We start from the raw sequence: 17,452 nt of genomic DNA on the forward strand, positions 1-17,452 counted from the left end.
CCAATGGCCGATGTCAATCTGAGACAAGTGAAGAAGTCCTACGGCAATCTCAACATTCTCCATGGCATCGACCTCGATATCAAATCCGGCGAGTTCATCGTCTTCGTCGGTCCGTCGGGCTGCGGCAAGTCGACTTTGTTGCGCTCCATCGCCGGGCTCGAGGAAATCACGTCCGGCGAGCTCAAGATCGACGGCGAGGTGGTGAATGACGTGCCGCCATCGAAGCGCGGCATCGCCATGGTGTTCCAGTCCTATGCGCTCTATCCGCACATGACCGTCTACGACAACATGGCGTTCTCGATGAAGATCGGCAAGGAAAGCAAGGCCGAGATCGACAGGCGGGTGCGGCAGGCCGCGGAAATCCTGCAATTGACCAAGTATCTCGACCGGCTACCCAAGGCGATGTCGGGCGGCCAGCGCCAGCGCGTCGCTATCGGCCGCGCCATCGTGCGCAATCCGAAAGTGTTCCTGTTCGACGAGCCGCTGTCGAACCTCGATGCCGCACTGCGCGTCGCCACGCGTATCGAGATCGCCAAGCTGAAGGAATCGATGCCCAACACGACGATGATCTACGTCACCCACGACCAGGTCGAGGCGATGACACTGGCCGACCGCATCGTCGTGCTCAAGGACGGTCATATCGAGCAGGTCGGCACGCCGATGGATCTCTACAAGAAGCCCGGCAATCTGTTCGTCGCCCAGTTCATCGGCTCGCCAGCCATGAATATCCTGCCGGCGACGATCGACAAGACCGGCAACCCTACCGTCGTCAGCCATGTCGGGGGACGGAAGGCAACGGTGCCGATTGCGACGCCGGCCTCGTCCAAGGGTGCGGCGGTAAGTTTCGGCGTGCGGCCGGAGGACCTGATGGTCGCCACCGGTGCGGATTACCTGTTCGAGGGAACGGTCGACTATGTCGAGCAGCTCGGCGAGGTTCAGCTGGTCTATGTCGACATCGGTCGCGCCGACCTGCCGCTGGTGACCAAGCTGCCAGGCAATGTCGAGGTCAAGCGCGGCTCGACATTGCGGCTGAGCGCCAATGCCGAGGACCTGCATATCTTCGACACCGACGGGCGGTCCTTCGCGCTGCATGAAGCGGAAGCAAAGGCGGCTTAAAGCGCGCGTCGCGTCGACAACGCAAAAAAGAGCGGCGGGCAATGCCCGCCGCTCTTTTTTAGAATCGACTTTGGCTGTTAGCGGCCGAAGAGGTTCCGGTCGGCGCCCTGGGGTGCCGACTTCTGTACGTCGCCCGACGAATTGAGCAGCTTGTAGACGGGCGAGCCGCTTTCACGGATCGAAGCCGTGCGCGAATTGTCAACCGAAGTCGCGGCAGGCTGGTTGGCGCCATTGGAGCCGTAATTGTCACTGCCGGCGAAAGCGCTGCCGGAGATGGCCAGAACGGCGGCGGCAGCAAGGATGATCTTCTTCATTTCAAGTCTCCTGAATTTTGAGTGTCACGGGAGCAACGGCGCAAGCAGCAGCTCCCGGAATCGGCTGTTAGCGGCCGAAGAGATTGCGGTCGGCACCCTGAGCAGGGGCCTGGACAGCCGGCTCCGACTTCTTGATCGAAGCCGTGTACGAGCCGTCGGTCGAAGTAGCAGCGGGCTGGTTGGCGCCATTGGAGCCGTAGTTGTCGCTACCGGCGAAAGCGCTGCCGGAGATAGCCAGAACGGCGGCGGCAGCAAGCATGATCTTTTTCATTTCAAGTCTCCTGAATTCTTCGAGTTCGCCAGGGCAGCGAGCCAAGCCCGCCGCCTGCTGGAGATCGGCAATTAGTTGTTGCCGAAGAGGTTGTGGTCGGCACCCGTGGCAGGCGTCTGGGCAGCTGGTTCCGACTTCTTGGTCGAAGCGGTGTACGAGCTGTCGACAGCAGCAGTGGCTGCGGGGGCATTCGAACCATAGTGGTCGCTACCAGCGAAGGCGCTGCCGGAAATGGCCAGAAGGGCGGCGGCAGTGAGAACAATCTTTTTCATTTTGGGTACTCCAGTATTTTTTCCGTCCGTCTAGCGGCGTGTCTTGGGATTAAAAATCGCGTCGTTCGGACCGCCCCGATGTGGGAGAGCCAGCCTGCCGTTTCCAATCACGAAGTTGTTCCGTGTGGACCAAGAATCCACCACTTGAAATTGTACCAAGACCTTCCAACGCAGATGTTTTTGTTTTTGATATCAAACTTTTAGGCAAAAGCAGCAGCGCGATCACCAACTGTATCCGAAGCTCAGCGTTCACACCGTCCTGCACGCACCGTCAACAGAAACGAACCGTTCGGTTCGATTTTAGAATCTGCTAATAGTCACTTTTCGAAACCGTTAACCGTTTTGCTCCCGTTCCGGGGGCGACTTCGATAGCCGGCACCGCCGGCAGCAAGACGATTTTCGCGACCGCCCTCTTGATCGGATCATGGGCGCATGCGTGTCGCGCCACATGGATGCGATGTCGCTTTCATGCCGATGTCGCAAACGCTGTCGTGATTAGATCAAGTCATCTCAGGTGCCGCTTCGTGACGATGGAGCGGAGAATTGGGAAGCCGGTCAGAATCCGGCGCTGCCCCCGCAACGGTGGTGGAGTTCAAGTCGCAACGGGAGACCACTGGGCGAAAGCCTGGGAAGGTGTCGCGATCGTCCGCAAGGACAACTCCAGAGCCCGGAAACCAGCCCGCGATTTTTTGAACTCGACTGATCGCGGTGGGCGGTCAAGAGGTGGATGGCGCACGCCCGGCTTTTGCCGCCCCGCGCCCGATCCTTCCTCAATCACCACCATAGTCAGTCCTTAGACACGAGGACAGGACATGGATACGCGCAACGACATGCTGAGGCTCTTGAGCGGCCGCAGGGACGGATTCTCGCTTGAACAGCCCTTCTACACGGATCCCGATTTCTTCAAGCTCGACATGGAGCTGATCTGGTACCGCGACTGGCTGTTCATCGGCCATGATTGCGAACTGCCGAAGCCCGGCAGCTTCATCACCGTGCAGATCGGCGACTATCCGGTCGTGCTGGTGCGCGACCAGCAGGGCAAGATCAACGCTTTCCACAATTCGTGCCGCCATCGCGGCAGCCGCGTCTGCAACACCGACAAGGGAATGGCCGCCAAACTGGTCTGCCCCTATCACCAGTGGACCTATGAGCTTGACGGAAAACTGCTGTTTGCCCGCCAGATGGCCGATGGGTTCGACAAGAGCCAGTTCGGCCTGAAGCCGGTCGCCTGCGAAAGCGTGGCCGGCTATATCTTCATCTGCCTGGCCAAGGAGCCCGCCGACTTCGCACCGATGCGGGCGATGATCGAACCCTATCTCAAGCCGCACCGCTTGAATGAAGCAAAAATCGCTTTCGAGAGCACGATCGTCGAAAAGGGCAACTGGAAGCTGGTCTGGGAAAACAACCGCGAGTGCTATCATTGCGCCGGCAATCACCCGGAACTGTGCAAGACCTTCCCGGAAGCTCCGACGGTGACCGGCGTGCAGGGCGCCGACAGCGATCCGGAAATGCTGGCGCACTGGGCCAAATGCGAGGCCGACGGCTTGCCGAGCAAATTCCGCATCGACCCCGCCGGTCAATACCGCGCCACCCGCGCGCCGCTGCTGCGTGACGCGGTCAGCTACACGATGACCGGCAAGCGGGCGGTGAAGAAGAACCTCTCCGACACGGTCTCCGCCGACCGCATCGGTACGTTGATGCACTATCACTACCCGACAACCTGGAACCATATCCTGATCGACCATGCCGTAACCTTCCGCGTACTCCCGATCAGCGCCACCGAAACGGCGGTGACGACGAAATGGCTGGTCCACAAGGATGCGGTCGAAGGCGTCGACTACGATCTTGCCGAACTCACCCATGTCTGGACCGAGACCAACGACCAGGACCGCCGCATCGTCGAGGAAAATGCCTTCGGCATTCTGTCGCCTGCCTATGAGCCCGGCCCCTATTCGGAGTTGCATGAGGGCGGTGTGATCCAGTTCGTCGACTGGTACGCCCGCTTCATCGGCCCGCGACTTGCCGACGATGGCCGGCCGGCCCTGCGCAGTGTGGCCTGAGAGGTTGAGGGATGAATGCGATGACGGATCTTGGCCTCTATCGCCATCTCGACCAGATGGCGCCCTGGAACGACAGGCTGCAGGTGCTGGAAGTGATCGGCGTCAGCGACGAAGCGCCTGACGTCAGGACCTTCACCTTCCGCTCCGACAACCAGACCTGGTTCCGCTACAAGCCGGGCCAGTTCGTGACGCTGGAACTGCCGACATCCGATGGGCCGCTGATGCGCACCTATACGCTTTCGTCCTCGCCATCGCGGCCATTTTCGATCGCGGTGACGGTCAAGGCGCAGGCCGGCAGCATCGGCACGCGCTGGATGTTCGATCATCTGGTGCCCGGCTCGCATGTCAAGGCTTACGGGCCGAGCGGTGACTTTTCGCTGCACAGCCACCCGGCGGCCAAATATCTGTTCATCTCGGCCGGCTCCGGCGTGACGCCGATGATGTCGATGCTGCGCTGGCTGAACGACTGCGCGCCATGGACCGATGTCGGTTTCGTCAACTGCGCGCGGCGCGCCGAAGAGATCATCTTCCGCAAGGAGCTCGAACTGCTCGGCGGCCATATGCCTGGCCTGTCGCTCGGCTTCATGATCGAGGAACGGTCAAGCCGCGAGGGCTGGTACGGCCATATGGGTCGGATCGATGCCATCCGGCTGCCGCTGCTGGCGCCCGATTTCCGCGAACGCGAGATCTTCTGCTGTGGTCCGGACCCCTTCATGCGCGCCGTGCGCGGCATGCTGGAAGCCGCCGGCTTCGACATGACGAAATACCACCAGGAGAGCTTTGCCGCACCCGCGGTGGAGGAAGTCCCGGCGCCGTTCGCCGCGCCGGACAGCGTGACTGTTCCCGTCGAAGCCGCGACAGCGATCCGCTTCGCGCTTTCGGATGTCGACGCCGAATGCGTCGCCGGCCAGACCGTGCTGCAGACGGCGCGCGCCTCGGGCGTGCGGATACCGGCGGCCTGCGAATTCGGCCTATGCGGAACCTGCAAGGTGAAGAAAGTCTCCGGCGCCGTCGAGATGAGCCACAATGGCGGTATCCTCGATCACGAGATCGACGACGGCTTCATCCTCGCCTGCTGCTCGAAGCCACTGTCGGCGCTCGAAATCGAGGCGTAATCCGCTCAGACCCTGATCGATGACCGGCGTCTCGACGGCATCGGTTACCTTGCCAACGAAGAACCGAGCGTTTACAGGCGTTGTCAGTGGACGCGATCCCGGGTAGGGGCGGGATCGCGAAGCGGGGCAACAATGATGCGTGATTGCGACGCCTATGCGGTTGCGAGCAGGGATATCGTCTTCGAATCCTTCGATGGCGAGGCCGTGGTGCTCAACCTTGCCAATGGCAAATATTTCGGCTTCTCCGATTCCGGCAGCAGGGTGTGGCAGGCACTCTCGTCCGGGGTCGACGCCCAGGCCCTGATCGGGCTGGCCGCCGGCGGCTCGACAATAGACGCTGCTGAGCTCGGCGATTTCATATCGCAATTGCTCGAACTGGAGTTGCTGGTGCGTTCGGAAGCTGCGGCGCAACCGCTGCCGGGCGAGTTGCCTGCCGAGCTTGCCGCAACCAGCGAACCACTTACCGTGAGCATTCACGACGACCTCGCCGACCTGATCATCGTGGATCCCATCCATGAGGTCGAGGAACCCCTCGGCTGGCCGGCGGTCAAACAGGCGTCCTGACGAGCCGGCCGCGTTTGAGATAGAGGGGCGCAGGATGCCGCGCGTCACGCTCGAAACCTTGCCGGACTACGCCCGGTATCTCGTCACCGCCACTGAAGCCACGCACTATCCGGCCACGCGAACGGTCCGCCTGCCCCGGCTGGAATTGACAGCGCATGTCGGTCCCGGTGCGCTTGCGGAGGCGCTCGGCCACGCCTTTGTGGAAGCCGAAAATGACCAGACGGAACCGTCGGCATGCCGCGTCTTCACGGTTCACCCTGGCATTGACGGCATTCCCGAGCCGGCACGGTGGGGCGACGCGCATTTCACCGAATACGGTTTTGCCGAACGGCTCGCCGAGACCGGGCTGCGTGGCCATTATTTTCACGATCTGGATTTCTGGCAGGTCTACGATCCGCAACGCCGCGTCGGCGTGCAGCTGATGGCCACGGCCGATGCTTTTCCGCCCTGGGAGCCGACAGCGCCGCTACGGGCCTTCCTGCACTGGGAATATGCGGCGCGCGGCATGCGGCTGACCCATGCCGGCACGCTCGGCGCCGATGGCAAGGGCGTGCTGTTGGCCGGCGCGGGCGGCGCCGGCAAATCCGGTACGGTCGCCGCCGGCCTGCTCAATGGGCTCGACAGCGTCGGCGATGACTACGTGCTGATCGATCTCGCCGCCGGCGTGACCGCGCGGCCGCTGTTTTCAACGCTTAAGCAGGATCCGCAAGGTTTCGAGCGGCTGGGCTTGAGGCAGCGGCTGGGGACCGAGAGGCCCTTGAACTGGCAGGGCAAGCACACGTTTCACATTGCCGACATCGCGGCCCGGCCGGTGCCGGCAGCGCTGGACATCGTTGCGCTGGTGGTGCCACATATCGGCGGCGGCGAGACGAGTTCGATCATGCCAGTGTCGCGTCGAGACGCCATGATAGCACTGGCACCGTCGGGCATCATGCAGATGCCGGGGGAACGTGAAAGCGGTTTCCGCTTCTTCGGCGATCTAACCCGCCTGCTGCCAAGCTACCGTTTGTCCCTGGGAACGCATCCCGAGGAGATTGCCGGCACTATTGCGGATTTTCTGACGCGAGGCGTCCCGTGAAGTTGAGCGTGATCATGCCTGTCTACAACCGCGAACGCTATGTGGTTGCGGCCTTGCGCTCGCTGGTGCGGCAGCGCGATGCCGCCGATCTCGATATCATCGTCATCGATGACGGCTCGACCGACGGGTCGGTGGAGGCCGTGCGCTCGATGATGGCCAAGAACCCCTGCATCCGCCTGTTCCGGCAGGAAAACATGGGCGTGACCCGAACCCGCAATGCCGGTCTCAAGCTGCTCAAGCCGGAAACGGAGCTCGTGTCGTTCCTCGATTCGGACGATGTCTCGCCCGCCGGACGATTCAGGGCCGATATCGCCTGCTTTCATGCCGACCCCAATCTTGAACTTACCTATTCCCTGATGATGCTCGTCGACGGGATCGACGACGATAGGCTGGAACCCGAGCCTGGCAGCAATTTCATGAGCGTGCGGGGAATTCATCTGTCGGCGGCGATCTTCTCGCGCAAGCTCGTCGAACGGATCGGCGGCTTCGACGAGGCTTTCAGCCAGGCCGAAGATACCGACTACCTGCTGCGCACCTTTGAAAGCGGCCCCAGATTCGTCATGCCGGATACCGTGGCGCTGTACTATAGACGTCACCCCGGCAACATGACCAAGCAGACCGACACATCGCTTCGAGAATTCATGCGGGCCATCCACAAATCGATGAAACGGCGCAAGGCCGACCCTTCACTGTGCGGGATCGAAGGCATCTTCGATGTCAAAGAACTCGCCAATTGGCGCTTCCTGTAGCATGCGGAACTACGGCGTCGTCATTCCGGCCTTCAACGCCAGCGGCACGATCGGCGAGACGCTGCGATCCGTCGCCGCCCAGACGGTTCGCCCGGCACTGGTAATCGTTGTCGACGATGGTTCGACCGACGATCTTGGTTCGGCGACTGGCGGAACGGACTTGCCGGTGCGCTTGCTGCGCCAGGCAAATGCCGGGCCTGGCAGCGCAACGACGCGAGGCTTCGCCGCCCTGTCGACGCCGCTCATCGCGACGCTCGACGCGGACGACCTCTGGCTGCCGGACAAGATCGAGAGACAACTGGCGCATCTCGAGAAATATCCCGCGACAGCCGGGGTCTTCTGTCACTGGCGGAATTTCCGCAACGACCGGCCCGACGCGCCCGAGGCCGAGACCGTGGCTGGCTGGTCGCGGACCACCATGATGATCCGCCGCGAGGTCGCCGAGACGGTCGGACCAATCGTCGATCCTCCGGGCGGCCGCGGCGAAATGATCGACTGGATCGCCCGGGCACGCGAGGCGGGCCTTGCCCTCGACATGCTGGACGAGGCGCTGGCGCTGCGCCGCATCCGGCCGGGCAGCCTGTCCTATGGGCGCGATGCCGCTCGCGACCGTGGCTATCTCGAAGTGGCGCGGCTCGCCATGTTGCGGCGGGCCCGTAACAAGGCTGGCCCGGGCTGATGGCTGATATCCGCCGTATCGACCGACGCTTCCCGGACTATGGCTGGTCGTGGCCGACCGGCGGACTCGACCAGTTGCTCAAGGCAGCACTTCTTCCCGACGAGGATGCCGCCGCCGCTTGCGCCGGCCGCTGGCTGGACGAGAACGATATCGATCATGTCTCGTTTCGGGAGCACCGGCTGCTGGCCGCGATCTCCGACAGGTTCGGCCGCAAGCTCGCCGGCCATTCCGCCTATCCCCGCCTCGTCGGCCTGCAGAAGATGCTATGGACCAAATCGCGCATGGCTATGCGGGAAGCCGAACCGGCGCTGAAGGCGATGGCGGATGCCGGATGCCGGGTGATGCTGATCAAGGGTGCCAGCCGCATCGCCTTGAACGCCTCCGCACAGCGCGGCAGGGTGGCGCACGACATCGACATATTGGTGCGGCCGCAGGACATGCAGACGGCCTTCGACGTGCTGCGCGACGGCGACTGGCAGATCGCTACCGGCGTCAGCCCGCAATATCTGAGAACAAGGCTGGCGTCGCTGCGCTCGATGAACTTCTTCAAGGGCAATCTTGGCGACATCGACCTGCACCAACTCGCCTATGACGGCTCGCAACGAAGCGAGGAAGACGATTTGGCCATCTGGCAACGGGCCGACAGCGCCGAATTCAGCGGCGTCGGCGTGCTCGTGCCGTCGCCGGCCGACCGCATCGCGCTTGCCATCGCGCATGGCGGGCTCGACGCCCACACGCATAGCGACTGGCTGGTCGATTGCGCGGTGGCTATTCGCGGCGGCGATGTCGACTGGGATGTGTTCCTCGATGTTGTCGCCAGGCGCGGCCTTGCCGTCGCCGCGGCGGTAGCACTCTCCTATCTGGCGCTTGAAACAGCCGTCCAGACACAGGACAGGGTCCTGGCGCGCGTGCTTGGCATCGCCGACCGCGGCGGCCTGTCGCGCTGGTCGGCGGTGCTGCAGGCCAAGCCGCGGACCGATTTCGGTAGGCTTGTCTGGCTGTCGCGCGGCCTTGCCAAACAGTTGCGGCTGAGGCGCAAGAGCGGCCGGCTGCATCAGGAGCCTCCAGCCAAGGCCTGGCGCGGCAGGCCAGCCCGCGACGGGCCGTCGGAAACGGCGCCGCCATCGGTGTTCTCGCAGGCCATACCCTGTCCGCGGACGGTGGGGGACATGATGCTGGACATCACGGTCAGGATCAGCGTTCCACCGGTCCGCCGCCGCATCGAGATGGAGATAAATGCGGATGACGACCATATCGCTCGCCTGCGCGCCATGGCCATCAGCCGGTCCGGCGGGGAGCGGGTGCTGCATTTTCGCGGCAAGGTGACGCTTGATGGCGAAAGGCGCGCCGTGATGCTGGAGGCGCGACCCTCCCGGCAATTCCGGCAATGGGACGATGATGCGACAGTGGCGGCCTATGGCGCATTGCCCTTTCATCTGGTCTCGGCAATTTTTTCACCGTTGCGCTGAGAACCAAGGCCCACACGAAGGCCGATCCGCTAGCAGGCGTCCAGAGAAATCCGGCTCGGGAAAAATGGCCGGGGATATGCATCGCCATCCCGCTTGAGAAACACTCGGGTGTTCGAGCATCGCTTGGCCTGTCGCAGTGTTTACGAGACGGGCAGATGCGGGGTGCCCAGAACATCCGCTGAACCGTGCAGACAACAGCCTGCGCGATTAACTGCACTTTAGGCAATCCCGACTAGTTTTCTAGATGAGTTCCAGCTGGTTTCGGGGGCAGCACTTGATCGACACGAGCACTGCCGGGCGAGCGCCCCTGGCGCCGGTGCGAGTGCCGGTCTCGAACTTCATCCTCAACTCGAAATCCGCTTTGTCGGTGGCCTCCCGATGATGGCCCGCCGAATTGGAAAAACAGGCGCGTGGGGTAATCCACGGTGACAGCTTTCCAGCATAACCGCTTGTCCGGCACAGTCGGTCTCGCCGGACGCGAACAGCAGCGTCGGATCATGGTTCTGTGCCTGCTGGTACTGGCAGCGGCCCTGCCGTGGCAAGTGCGCTGGGGCGTGATCCCCGATACCAGTTGGGCAATCACGATGTGCGAGCGAATGCTCGCCGGCATGCGCCTTTACGTTGATCTCTTCGAGGTCAATCCGCCCTTCACACCCTGGATGTTCTTGCCCGCAGTAGCATTCGCCGACACGCTAGGCCTGTCGCCAGAGGTCGTAATCCATGTCTATGTCTATGCAATATGTCTGCTTGGGCTGGGCTTTGCGGCGCTGATCGTCAGAATGGCGGGATTTCCCGAGAAACGCGCACTGTTCTCGATGCTGCCGTTATTCCTGGCGCTGCTGGTGATCTTTCCCGGTAACGCCTTCAGTGAGCGCGAACATCTGGGCGTTGCCCTGCTTTTGCCGTTGCTCGTGATGATGGCTTGGCGTGCGGCGCCGACGGGCGGGCGCGCGCCCAGCCTGCTGGTGGCGGTGTTAGCTGGTGTTTGCGGCAGCGTCCTGGTGCTGGTGAAGCCCTATTACGCACTGGTGGTCCTTGCCCCGGCGCTTTATGTGGCATGGCAACGCCGGTCCGTCTGGATGCTTTTCGCCATCGAATACTGGGTAATCGGGCTGGCCTGCATCGCGTATCTCGTCGCGGTCCTCTACTTCTATCCACAATTTCTCGAGGTCATTTATCCAGTGCTGGCCGACACCTACATGCGGTTGCGGGTTCTTCAGGCAGTGCTGCTGAAGTACGGCCCGGCTTATCTAGTCGCGCTCTACATGCTGCGCTTTCTTCGCCCGGGCCTGGCCTTGTCGCCGCTCGTGACCGTGTTCGTGCTGGCCTCGCTGGCTGCCACGGTGCCGCTCGTCTACCAGGCCAAGGGCTGGCCTTACCACGCATTTCCAGCACTCAGCCTGATGGCCGCGGCGCTGTTGCTGCGGGAAACACAGCTCGATCCAACGGGACAGTCCCCGTCCGGCATGGCGATGGGTACCGCCCACAAGCTGTTGCTGGCCATCACCATTGTGGCTAACGCAATCCCCTTCCTTCCAAGCCAGAAACCTGATGCGGGGCTCGTCGCCACGATCAATGATACGGTGGAGCATCCCACGGTCGCGCTGATCGGCTCCGACATTGCCGCGGGCCATCCGCTGACACGGATGGTCGGCGGGAACTGGATTTCGATCTACTGCAGCGACTGGTTGGGGACGTTCGCCACCTATTTTTCGCAGGTGGAGGCGCGGAACGGCAACCAAGCGGGCGCCGAACACTATACGCAGATCGCGAACCGCTACATCGACGGCAAGCTCGCCGAACTGGAGACGGCCAAGCCATCGCTGATCGTCGTGCAGAAAGGTGACACATTGTGGACGGCAAGGCTTTTTGGCAGGTCGGAAATCGTCCGTTTCATGCAGGACTACCACCAGATCGCCGAGGACGATGCGGTCAAGGTGCTGCTACGCAATGGTGCTGGCGCCTTGCCGTGAGTGTCGGGCGTCAGACCGGCTTCGTCACCCGTCGTAGCGTCAGATTGATCCTGCCGCCGTTCTTCAGCAACGCCGAAGTCGAGGGATAGATGCGGTCGACGCCGTGGAAGGCGAGCCGGCCCTCACCGCCGAGCACGACGACATCGCCGCTCTTCAGCCTGAACGATTTGGTGGCGCCCTCGCGCGTCGTCTGGCCGACCCTGAACAGGCAATCGTCGCCTAGCGACACGGAGACGACGGGCGCCGAAAAATCGGCTTCGTCGCGATCCTGGTGCAGACCCATCTTGGCGTCCGCCGTGTAGAAATTGATCAGGCAGGCCTCCGGCGGATACGGATAGCCCGATACCTGCTGCCAAAGATCGAGCAGGCCCCCAGGGATCGGCGGCCACGGCTCTCCGGTCAGCGGATGCATCGGCTGGTAACGATACCCTCGCTCCTTGTCGGTGACCCAGCCGAGCGGGCCGCAATTGGTCATGCGCACGCTCATCTCCTTGCCGGTGCGCGGCATGGCCGGCACGAACAGCGGAGCCTGCTGGACGATGCCTCTCACCGCCTCGACCAGCGCCTCCTGAACAGAGCGGGAGAGATAGGCCGGCATGTGGCGGACGCCGTTGGGCAGGACGAGCATGGTCTGTCGACAATCCAATTGCTGCTTCGGGCGTCAAGAATGCCGTGTTAAAGCGCTGACAGCGACCCGAAAACGCTGTGGCAGGCATCAGTCGTCGCCGATTTTTCCGCGCAGCTTCTTGATGGTGCCGCGTCCGGCCTTGGTCTTCAGGCGCCGCTCGACCGCGCCTTTCGAAGGCCTGGTCTTCTTGCGCGGCGGCGGCGGCGGTTCGGCGGCCTTGGCGACCAACGCCGTCAGCCTTGCCCGGGCATCGGCCCGGTTCTGTTCCTGGGTGCGGAAGCGACCGGCCTCGATGACGATGACGCCATCCTTGGTGGCGCGCTGGCCGGCCAGCTTGATCGTGCGCGCACGCACGCGTTCCGACAGGCCGGCCGCGTTGGCCGCATCGAAGCGCAGTTGCACGGCGGTCGCCACCTTGTTGACGTTCTGGCCGCCCGGACCGGACGAGCGGATGAAATCCTCGTGCAGGTCGCCCGGGTGGATCACGGCTTCGTCCGCAATGATGATGCTGTCGTCGATCGGCATGCAGCAGTCATGGCGCGGCGGCGTGAAAAAGAAAAGGCCCGATCGGAACCGGGCCTTAACTGGTGCCGCGCGGCAATGATGCCGAGCGATCCGGCGATTACTCCGCCGCTTCCTGCATGCGGGGTGCCGCGCCCATGACGGTTGCATCGACATGCGGCTCGAATTTCTCGAAGTTGACGGCGAACATGCCGACCAGTCTTGCCGCCTGCCGGTCGTAGGCGGCCTTGTCCGCCCACGTCGCCCGGGGGTCCAAAATCATCGGATCGAGAATGGCGCCGTCGATGCCGGGCACAGCCACCGGCACCTCGAAGCCGAAATTGGCATCGGTGCGGAATTCGCCTGTCTTCAGCGAGCCATCGAGTGCGGCGGCAAGCAGAGCGCGCGTCGCCTTGATCGGCATGCGCTTGCCGGTGCCGTAGGCGCCGCCGGTCCAGCCGGTGTTGACCAGCCAGCAATCGGCGCCATGGCTGGCGATGAGTTCGCGCAGTAGATTGCCGTATTCCTTGGGATGACGCGGCATGAACGGGGCGCCGAAACAGGTCGAGAACGTCGCCTCGGGTTCAGTGACGCCCTTTTCGGTCCCGGCGACCTTGGCCGTGTATCCGGAGAGGAAATGATACATCGCCTGCGCCGGGGTCAGCCGGGCGATCGGCGGCATCACGCCGAAGGCGTCGGCGGTGAGCATGATGATGTTTTTCGGATGATTGGCGCGCCCGCTCTTCGAAGCATTGGGAATGAAGTCGAGCGGGTAGGCGCAGCGCGTGTTTTCGGTGAGGCGACCATCATTGAAGTCCGGCACGCCGTCGGCGTCGAGGACGACATTTTCCAACACGGTGCCGAAGCGCTGCGTGGTGGCGAAGATCTCCGGCTCGGCTTCGGCCGACAGCTTGATCGTCTTGGCGTAGCAGCCGCCTTCGAAATTGAAGATGCCGTGCGGCCCCCAACCGTGTTCGTCGTCGCCGATCAGCGTGCGCGACGGATCGGCCGACAGCGTCGTCTTGCCGGTTCCGGAAAGGCCGAAGAAGACGGCAGCGTCGCCGGACGGCCCCTCATTGGCCGAGCAATGCATCGGCATCACGCCCTTCCGCGGCAGCAGGTAATTGAGCATGGTGAACACCGACTTCTTCATCTCGCCGGCATAGGAGGTGCCGCCGATGAGCACGATCTTGCGGGTGAGATCGACGGCGATCACCGTTTCGGTGCGGCTGCCGTGGCGGGCGGGATCGGCGCGGAAGGACGGCAGGTCGATGATCGTCATCTCCGGCACGAACGCCTGGAGTTCGGCATTGTCGGGACGGATGAGCAGGTTGCGGATGAACAGCGAGTGCCAGGCAAATTCGGTGATCACGCGGGTCGGCAATTTCAGCTCCGCATCGGCGCCGCCGACCAGATCCTGTACGTAAAGATCCTTGTGCGCGGCGTGGGCGCGGAAATCGCCAAGCAGCGTCTCGAACTGGGCCGGCGAGATCGCCTTGTTGTTGTCCCACCAGACATGGTTCTCGGTGGCGGCTTCGCGGACAACGAACTTGTCCTTGGGCGAACGGCCGGTGTGCTGGCCGGTTTCGGCGACCAGCGCGCCATGCGCGGTCAGCCGGGCCTCGCCACGCCGGATCGAGTCCTCGTAAAGGGCGGCCGCGCCGAAATTGTAGTGCACCACGCCGGAGGTTATCAGACCGATATGATCGATCGCGCAGGCAGGATTGCGTTTGCCGACTTCCGACATTGGTGTCCCTTCTTCGATTTCCGCATCTTTGCCGGCGTGTTCCCGGCAAGCCCACTACGCGGGCTGAGATGGTCAGAACCAGAAAAGACGAATGATATCAAATCATTAATCGATTTAAATATTTTGAAAGTTGTTTAAATCGTTTATATATGCGAAAAGTTTCACGGTTGCCCAAAGGATTGGCGATGTTCGTTCGTCCAATCCATGTCGAGGTAGGATTGTGGCCTGTGGCACCCCGCGCGTGACAGCGGACAAGGCCTATGCCACATTTTGTACCTAATTTGTCCTGCAAAAGCCCCTTCTCTACGAAAGAAGGGACAGCTCATGAGGGAGCCGCTTGAAATGGCAACAATCGCGCTTGTCGATGACGACCGCAACATTCTGACGTCGGTGTCGATCGCCCTCGAATCCGAGGGATATCGCGTCGAGACCTACACGGATGGTGCGTCCGCGCTGGAAGGCCTGGCGGCGCGTCCGCCGAATCTTGCCATCCTCGACATCAAGATGCCGCGCATGGACGGGATGGAACTTTTGCGCCGGATGCGTCAGAAGTCCGATCTGCCGGTGATCTTCCTGACCTCCAAGGACGATGAGATCGATGAATTGTTCGGCCTCAAGATGGGCGCCGACGATTTCATCCGCAAACCGTTCTCGCAACGCTTGCTGGTCGAGCGGGTGCGCGCCGTTCTGCGCCGTGCCAGCGCCCGCGAGGCGGCGGCAAAGGCGCCCACCCAGCAGGCGCGCTCGCTCGAGCGCGGACAACTCGTCATGGACCAGGAACGCCACACCTGCACGTGGAAGGGCGAACCGGTGACGCTCACCGTCACCGAATTCCTGATCCTGCATTCGCTGGCGCAGCGTCCCGGTGTCGTGAAAAGCCGTGATGCGCTGATGGATTCAGCCTATGATGAGCAGGTCTATGTCGATGACCGTACGATCGACAGCCACATCAAGCGGCTGCGCAAGAAGTTCAAGGCTGTCGACGACGACTTCGAGATGATCGAAACCCTTTACGGAGTCGGATACCGGTTCCGCGAAGCCTAAGCTGATGCATGTCGCCCAAAGTGATCCCATATGGGATAGCGACATGCATCGAACAGAAGACTAAGCAGGGCCTGCTATTCGATGGCAGTGGAAGCACAGCGAACAAGACCGGCGGGCGCTGCCAGGCGGCCGTCGCGCATCATGCCGTCCTTCGTGTCGAAGATCACCGTGCCGATGCGCCGCTTCCTCGGCCATCACATCTTCTCCAGCCTGACGCGGCGCATCCTGTTCCTCAACCTTGCCGGTCTGGCCGTCCTGGTCACCGGCATCCTCTATCTCAACACCTTCCGCGACGGGCTGATCGATGCCCGCGTCGAAAGCCTGATGACGCAGGGCGAGATCATCGCCGGCGCGATCGCCGCGTCCGCGACGGTCGAAACCGATTCGATCAGCATCGACCCTGAAAAACTGCTCGAGCTGCAGGCCGGCGAAAGCCTTGGGCCTGGCTCCGACCAGCTCGACAATCTCGATTTCCCGATCAATCCCGAACGTGTCGCGCCGGTGCTGCGACGGCTGATCTCGCCGACCCGGACGCGCGCCCGCATCTATGACCGTGACGCCAATCTACTGCTCGATTCGCGCCATCTCTATTCGCGCGGCCAGATCCTGCGCTACGACCTGCCGCCGGTCGACGAGGAGCAGCCCGACCTTGTAGAGCGTATCCAGAAATTCGTCTTCGATTTCTTTCGCAACACCGACCTGCCTGTCTATCACGAGCAGCCCGGCGGCAATGGCGCGGCTTTTCCGGAAGTGGTGAAGGCGCTGACCGGCAGCCCGTCGACCATCGTGCGCGTTTCTGAACAGGGCGAGCAGATCGTTTCGGTGGCGGTGCCGATCCAGCGCTTCCGCGCCGTTCTCGGCGTCCTGATGCTGTCGACCGAAGGCGGTGACATCGACAAGATCGTCGCCGCCGAGCGCAAGGCGATCCTGCGCGTGTTCGGCATCGCGGCGCTGGTCACCGCCATCCTGTCGATGCTTCTGGCGTCGACCATCGCCAATCCGCTGCGCCGGCTGTCGGCAGCGGCGGTGCGGGTCCGGCGCGGTGTCAAGAACCGCGAGGAAATCCCTGACTTTTCCGACCGCCAGGACGAGATCGGCAATCTGTCGGTCGCCGTTCGCGACATGACCAACGCGCTCTACGCGCGCATCGAGGCGATCGAAAGCTTCGCCGCCGATGTGTCGCATGAGTTGAAGAACCCGCTGACGTCGCTGCGCAGCGCGGTGGAAACCTTGCCGCTGGCCAAGAATGACAATTCGCGCAGCCGGCTGATGGACATCATCCAGCATGACGTCCGGCGGCTGGACCGGCTGATCACCGACATTTCCGACGCCTCCCGTCTCGACGCCGAGCTCGCGCGCGAAGACGCTGGCACGGTGGATCTAAAAAAGTTCATCACCGACCTCGTCGCCGTGTCGCGCGAAACCACGCGCAACAAGAAGGCGGTCGAGATCGAACTCAAGGTCGCCAAGCTGCCGCAAGGCGTCAAAGGCTATTTCGTCGTCGGCCACGATCTGCGCATCGGCCAGGTCGTCACCAATCTGATCGAGAATGCGCGCTCCTTCGTTCCCGAGGACCATGGCCATATCAGCCTGTCGCTGGCCCGCGCCGGCAAGTTCAACATCCTGACCGTCGACGACAATGGTCCCGGCATCCGCGCCGACAATATCGACCGCATCTTCGAACGCTTCTACACCGACCGGCCCGCCGGCGAAGCGTTCGGCCAGAATTCGGGCCTTGGCCTGTCGATCTCCAGGCAGATCGTCGAGGCCCATGGCGGCACGCTGACCGCCGAGAACATTCCCGGCACCAAGCCCGGCGAGATCAAGGGCGCGCGCTTCGTCGTGACGCTGCCGGCCGAAGGCTGACCTTGG

Annotated in this window: 17 protein-coding genes and 1 riboswitch; of the genes, 11 read left to right on the forward strand and 6 right to left on the reverse strand. The window is 62.6% G+C overall.

The features are described from left to right. Positions 1–3: 3 nt before the first annotated feature. Positions 4–1,116, forward strand: coding sequence for an ABC transporter ATP-binding protein (locus tag EB233_RS01975; protein WP_027053855.1), 1,113 nt, complete (start codon positions 4–6; stop codon positions 1,114–1,116). Between the two features lie 77 nt (positions 1,117–1,193). Here the strand turns inward: EB233_RS01975 and EB233_RS01980 are convergent, their stop codons facing one another. The 3 genes from EB233_RS01980 to EB233_RS01990 all read right to left on the reverse strand — a co-directional run bounded on the left by EB233_RS01980 (position 1,194) and on the right by EB233_RS01990 (position 1,973). Continuing rightward, positions 1,194–1,430, reverse strand: coding sequence for a DUF680 domain-containing protein (locus tag EB233_RS01980; protein WP_027053854.1), 237 nt, complete (start codon positions 1,428–1,430; stop codon positions 1,194–1,196). Between the two features lie 67 nt (positions 1,431–1,497). Continuing rightward, positions 1,498–1,701, reverse strand: coding sequence for a DUF680 domain-containing protein (locus EB233_RS01985; protein ID WP_027053853.1), 204 nt, complete (start codon positions 1,699–1,701; stop codon positions 1,498–1,500). Positions 1,702–1,772: 71 nt separating this feature from the next. Continuing rightward, positions 1,773–1,973 carry a DUF680 domain-containing protein gene (locus tag EB233_RS01990; RefSeq protein ID WP_064990288.1) on the reverse strand — a complete coding sequence of 67 codons (201 nt, stop codon included), beginning with the start codon at positions 1,971–1,973 and terminating at the stop codon, positions 1,773–1,775. A gap of 495 nt (positions 1,974–2,468) precedes the next feature. Continuing rightward, a riboswitch (cobalamin riboswitch) is annotated at positions 2,469–2,670 on the forward strand. 115 nt (positions 2,671–2,785) lie between these two features. Here EB233_RS01990 and EB233_RS01995 point away from each other — a divergent pair. The 8 genes from EB233_RS01995 to EB233_RS02030 all read left to right on the forward strand — a co-directional run bounded on the left by EB233_RS01995 (position 2,786) and on the right by EB233_RS02030 (position 11,660). Beyond that, the gene (locus tag EB233_RS01995; RefSeq protein ID WP_027053851.1) at positions 2,786–4,033 is read left to right on the forward strand and encodes an aromatic ring-hydroxylating oxygenase subunit alpha; all 1,248 of its coding nucleotides are present in this window, start codon (positions 2,786–2,788) and stop codon (positions 4,031–4,033) included. 20 nt (positions 4,034–4,053) lie between these two features. Further along, positions 4,054–5,148, forward strand: a complete 1,095-nt coding sequence (locus tag EB233_RS02000) for an FAD-binding oxidoreductase (protein WP_081294192.1) — start codon at positions 4,054–4,056, stop codon at positions 5,146–5,148. 135 nt (positions 5,149–5,283) lie between these two features. Continuing rightward, on the forward strand, positions 5,284–5,712 hold the full coding sequence (locus EB233_RS02005) for a PqqD family peptide modification chaperone (protein WP_064990709.1): 429 nt from the start codon (positions 5,284–5,286) through the stop codon (positions 5,710–5,712). 34 nt (positions 5,713–5,746) lie between these two features. Beyond that, positions 5,747–6,790 carry a serine kinase gene (locus EB233_RS02010; protein WP_064990286.1) on the forward strand — a complete coding sequence of 348 codons (1,044 nt, stop codon included), beginning with the start codon at positions 5,747–5,749 and terminating at the stop codon, positions 6,788–6,790. Then, positions 6,787–7,539, forward strand: a complete 753-nt coding sequence (locus EB233_RS02015) for a glycosyltransferase family 2 protein (protein WP_064990285.1) — start codon at positions 6,787–6,789, stop codon at positions 7,537–7,539. Before EB233_RS02010 ends, EB233_RS02015 begins: the two co-directional genes overlap by 4 nt. Position 7,540: 1 nt before the next feature. Continuing rightward, entirely contained in the window at positions 7,541–8,218 is a 678-nt protein-coding gene (locus EB233_RS02020) for a glycosyltransferase family 2 protein (RefSeq protein ID WP_064990284.1), read from the forward strand. Further along, complete coding sequence (locus EB233_RS02025; RefSeq protein ID WP_064990283.1) at positions 8,218–9,687, forward strand: nucleotidyltransferase family protein; 1,470 nt, start codon at positions 8,218–8,220, stop codon at positions 9,685–9,687. The genes EB233_RS02020 and EB233_RS02025 overlap by 1 nt, the downstream gene beginning before the upstream one ends. Before the next feature lie 449 nt (positions 9,688–10,136). Beyond that, complete coding sequence (locus tag EB233_RS02030) at positions 10,137–11,660, forward strand: hypothetical protein (RefSeq protein WP_155765370.1); 1,524 nt, start codon at positions 10,137–10,139, stop codon at positions 11,658–11,660. 10 nt (positions 11,661–11,670) lie between these two features. On the opposite strand, the gene EB233_RS02035 is transcribed toward EB233_RS02030, so the two are convergent. The 3 genes from EB233_RS02035 to EB233_RS02045 form a co-directional block, all read right to left on the reverse strand. Further along, the gene (locus EB233_RS02035) at positions 11,671–12,288 is read right to left on the reverse strand and encodes an alpha-ketoglutarate-dependent dioxygenase AlkB family protein (protein WP_064990281.1); all 618 of its coding nucleotides are present in this window, start codon (positions 12,286–12,288) and stop codon (positions 11,671–11,673) included. A gap of 87 nt (positions 12,289–12,375) precedes the next feature. After that, positions 12,376–12,813 carry an alternative ribosome rescue aminoacyl-tRNA hydrolase ArfB gene (gene arfB, locus EB233_RS02040; RefSeq protein WP_027053842.1) on the reverse strand — a complete coding sequence of 146 codons (438 nt, stop codon included), beginning with the start codon at positions 12,811–12,813 and terminating at the stop codon, positions 12,376–12,378. A 97-nt stretch (positions 12,814–12,910) separates the two neighbouring features. Continuing rightward, positions 12,911–14,536 carry a phosphoenolpyruvate carboxykinase gene (locus EB233_RS02045; RefSeq protein WP_027053841.1) on the reverse strand — a complete coding sequence of 542 codons (1,626 nt, stop codon included), beginning with the start codon at positions 14,534–14,536 and terminating at the stop codon, positions 12,911–12,913. Between the two features lie 342 nt (positions 14,537–14,878). Here EB233_RS02045 and EB233_RS02050 point away from each other — a divergent pair, with 342 nt between their 5' ends. Further along, a complete protein-coding gene (locus tag EB233_RS02050) occupies positions 14,879–15,580 on the forward strand; it encodes a response regulator transcription factor (protein WP_081294191.1) in 702 nt (233 codons plus the stop codon). An 81-nt stretch (positions 15,581–15,661) separates the two neighbouring features. Further along, a complete protein-coding gene (locus EB233_RS02055) occupies positions 15,662–17,446 on the forward strand; it encodes a sensor histidine kinase (protein ID WP_027053839.1) in 1,785 nt (594 codons plus the stop codon). Positions 17,447–17,452 lie beyond the last annotated feature (6 nt).

This window comes from Mesorhizobium erdmanii (assembly GCF_013170725.1).
GTDB classification, from domain to species: Bacteria; Pseudomonadota; Alphaproteobacteria; order Rhizobiales; family Rhizobiaceae; genus Mesorhizobium; species Mesorhizobium erdmanii.

Coding starts and splice junctions, on each gene's coding strand:
- EB233_RS01975 (WP_027053855.1), top strand. CDS start 4: ATGGCCGATGTCAATCTGAGACAAGTGAAGAAGTCCTACGGCAATCTC.
- EB233_RS01980 (WP_027053854.1), bottom strand. CDS start 1,430: ATGAAGAAGATCATCCTTGCTGCCGCCGCCGTTCTGGCCATCTCCGGC.
- EB233_RS01985 (WP_027053853.1), bottom strand. CDS start 1,701: ATGAAAAAGATCATGCTTGCTGCCGCCGCCGTTCTGGCTATCTCCGGC.
- EB233_RS01990 (WP_064990288.1), bottom strand. CDS start 1,973: ATGAAAAAGATTGTTCTCACTGCCGCCGCCCTTCTGGCCATTTCCGGC.
- EB233_RS01995 (WP_027053851.1), top strand. CDS start 2,786: ATGGATACGCGCAACGACATGCTGAGGCTCTTGAGCGGCCGCAGGGAC.
- EB233_RS02000 (WP_081294192.1), top strand. CDS start 4,054: ATGACGGATCTTGGCCTCTATCGCCATCTCGACCAGATGGCGCCCTGG.
- EB233_RS02005 (WP_064990709.1), top strand. CDS start 5,284: ATGCGTGATTGCGACGCCTATGCGGTTGCGAGCAGGGATATCGTCTTC.
- EB233_RS02010 (WP_064990286.1), top strand. CDS start 5,747: ATGCCGCGCGTCACGCTCGAAACCTTGCCGGACTACGCCCGGTATCTC.
- EB233_RS02020 (WP_064990284.1), top strand. CDS start 7,541: ATGCGGAACTACGGCGTCGTCATTCCGGCCTTCAACGCCAGCGGCACG.
- EB233_RS02025 (WP_064990283.1), top strand. CDS start 8,218: ATGGCTGATATCCGCCGTATCGACCGACGCTTCCCGGACTATGGCTGG.
- EB233_RS02035 (WP_064990281.1), bottom strand. CDS start 12,288: ATGCTCGTCCTGCCCAACGGCGTCCGCCACATGCCGGCCTATCTCTCC.
- arfB (WP_027053842.1), bottom strand. CDS start 12,813: ATGCCGATCGACGACAGCATCATCATTGCGGACGAAGCCGTGATCCAC.
- EB233_RS02045 (WP_027053841.1), bottom strand. CDS start 14,536: ATGTCGGAAGTCGGCAAACGCAATCCTGCCTGCGCGATCGATCATATC.
- EB233_RS02050 (WP_081294191.1), top strand. CDS start 14,879: ATGGCAACAATCGCGCTTGTCGATGACGACCGCAACATTCTGACGTCG.
- EB233_RS02055 (WP_027053839.1), top strand. CDS start 15,662: ATGGCAGTGGAAGCACAGCGAACAAGACCGGCGGGCGCTGCCAGGCGG.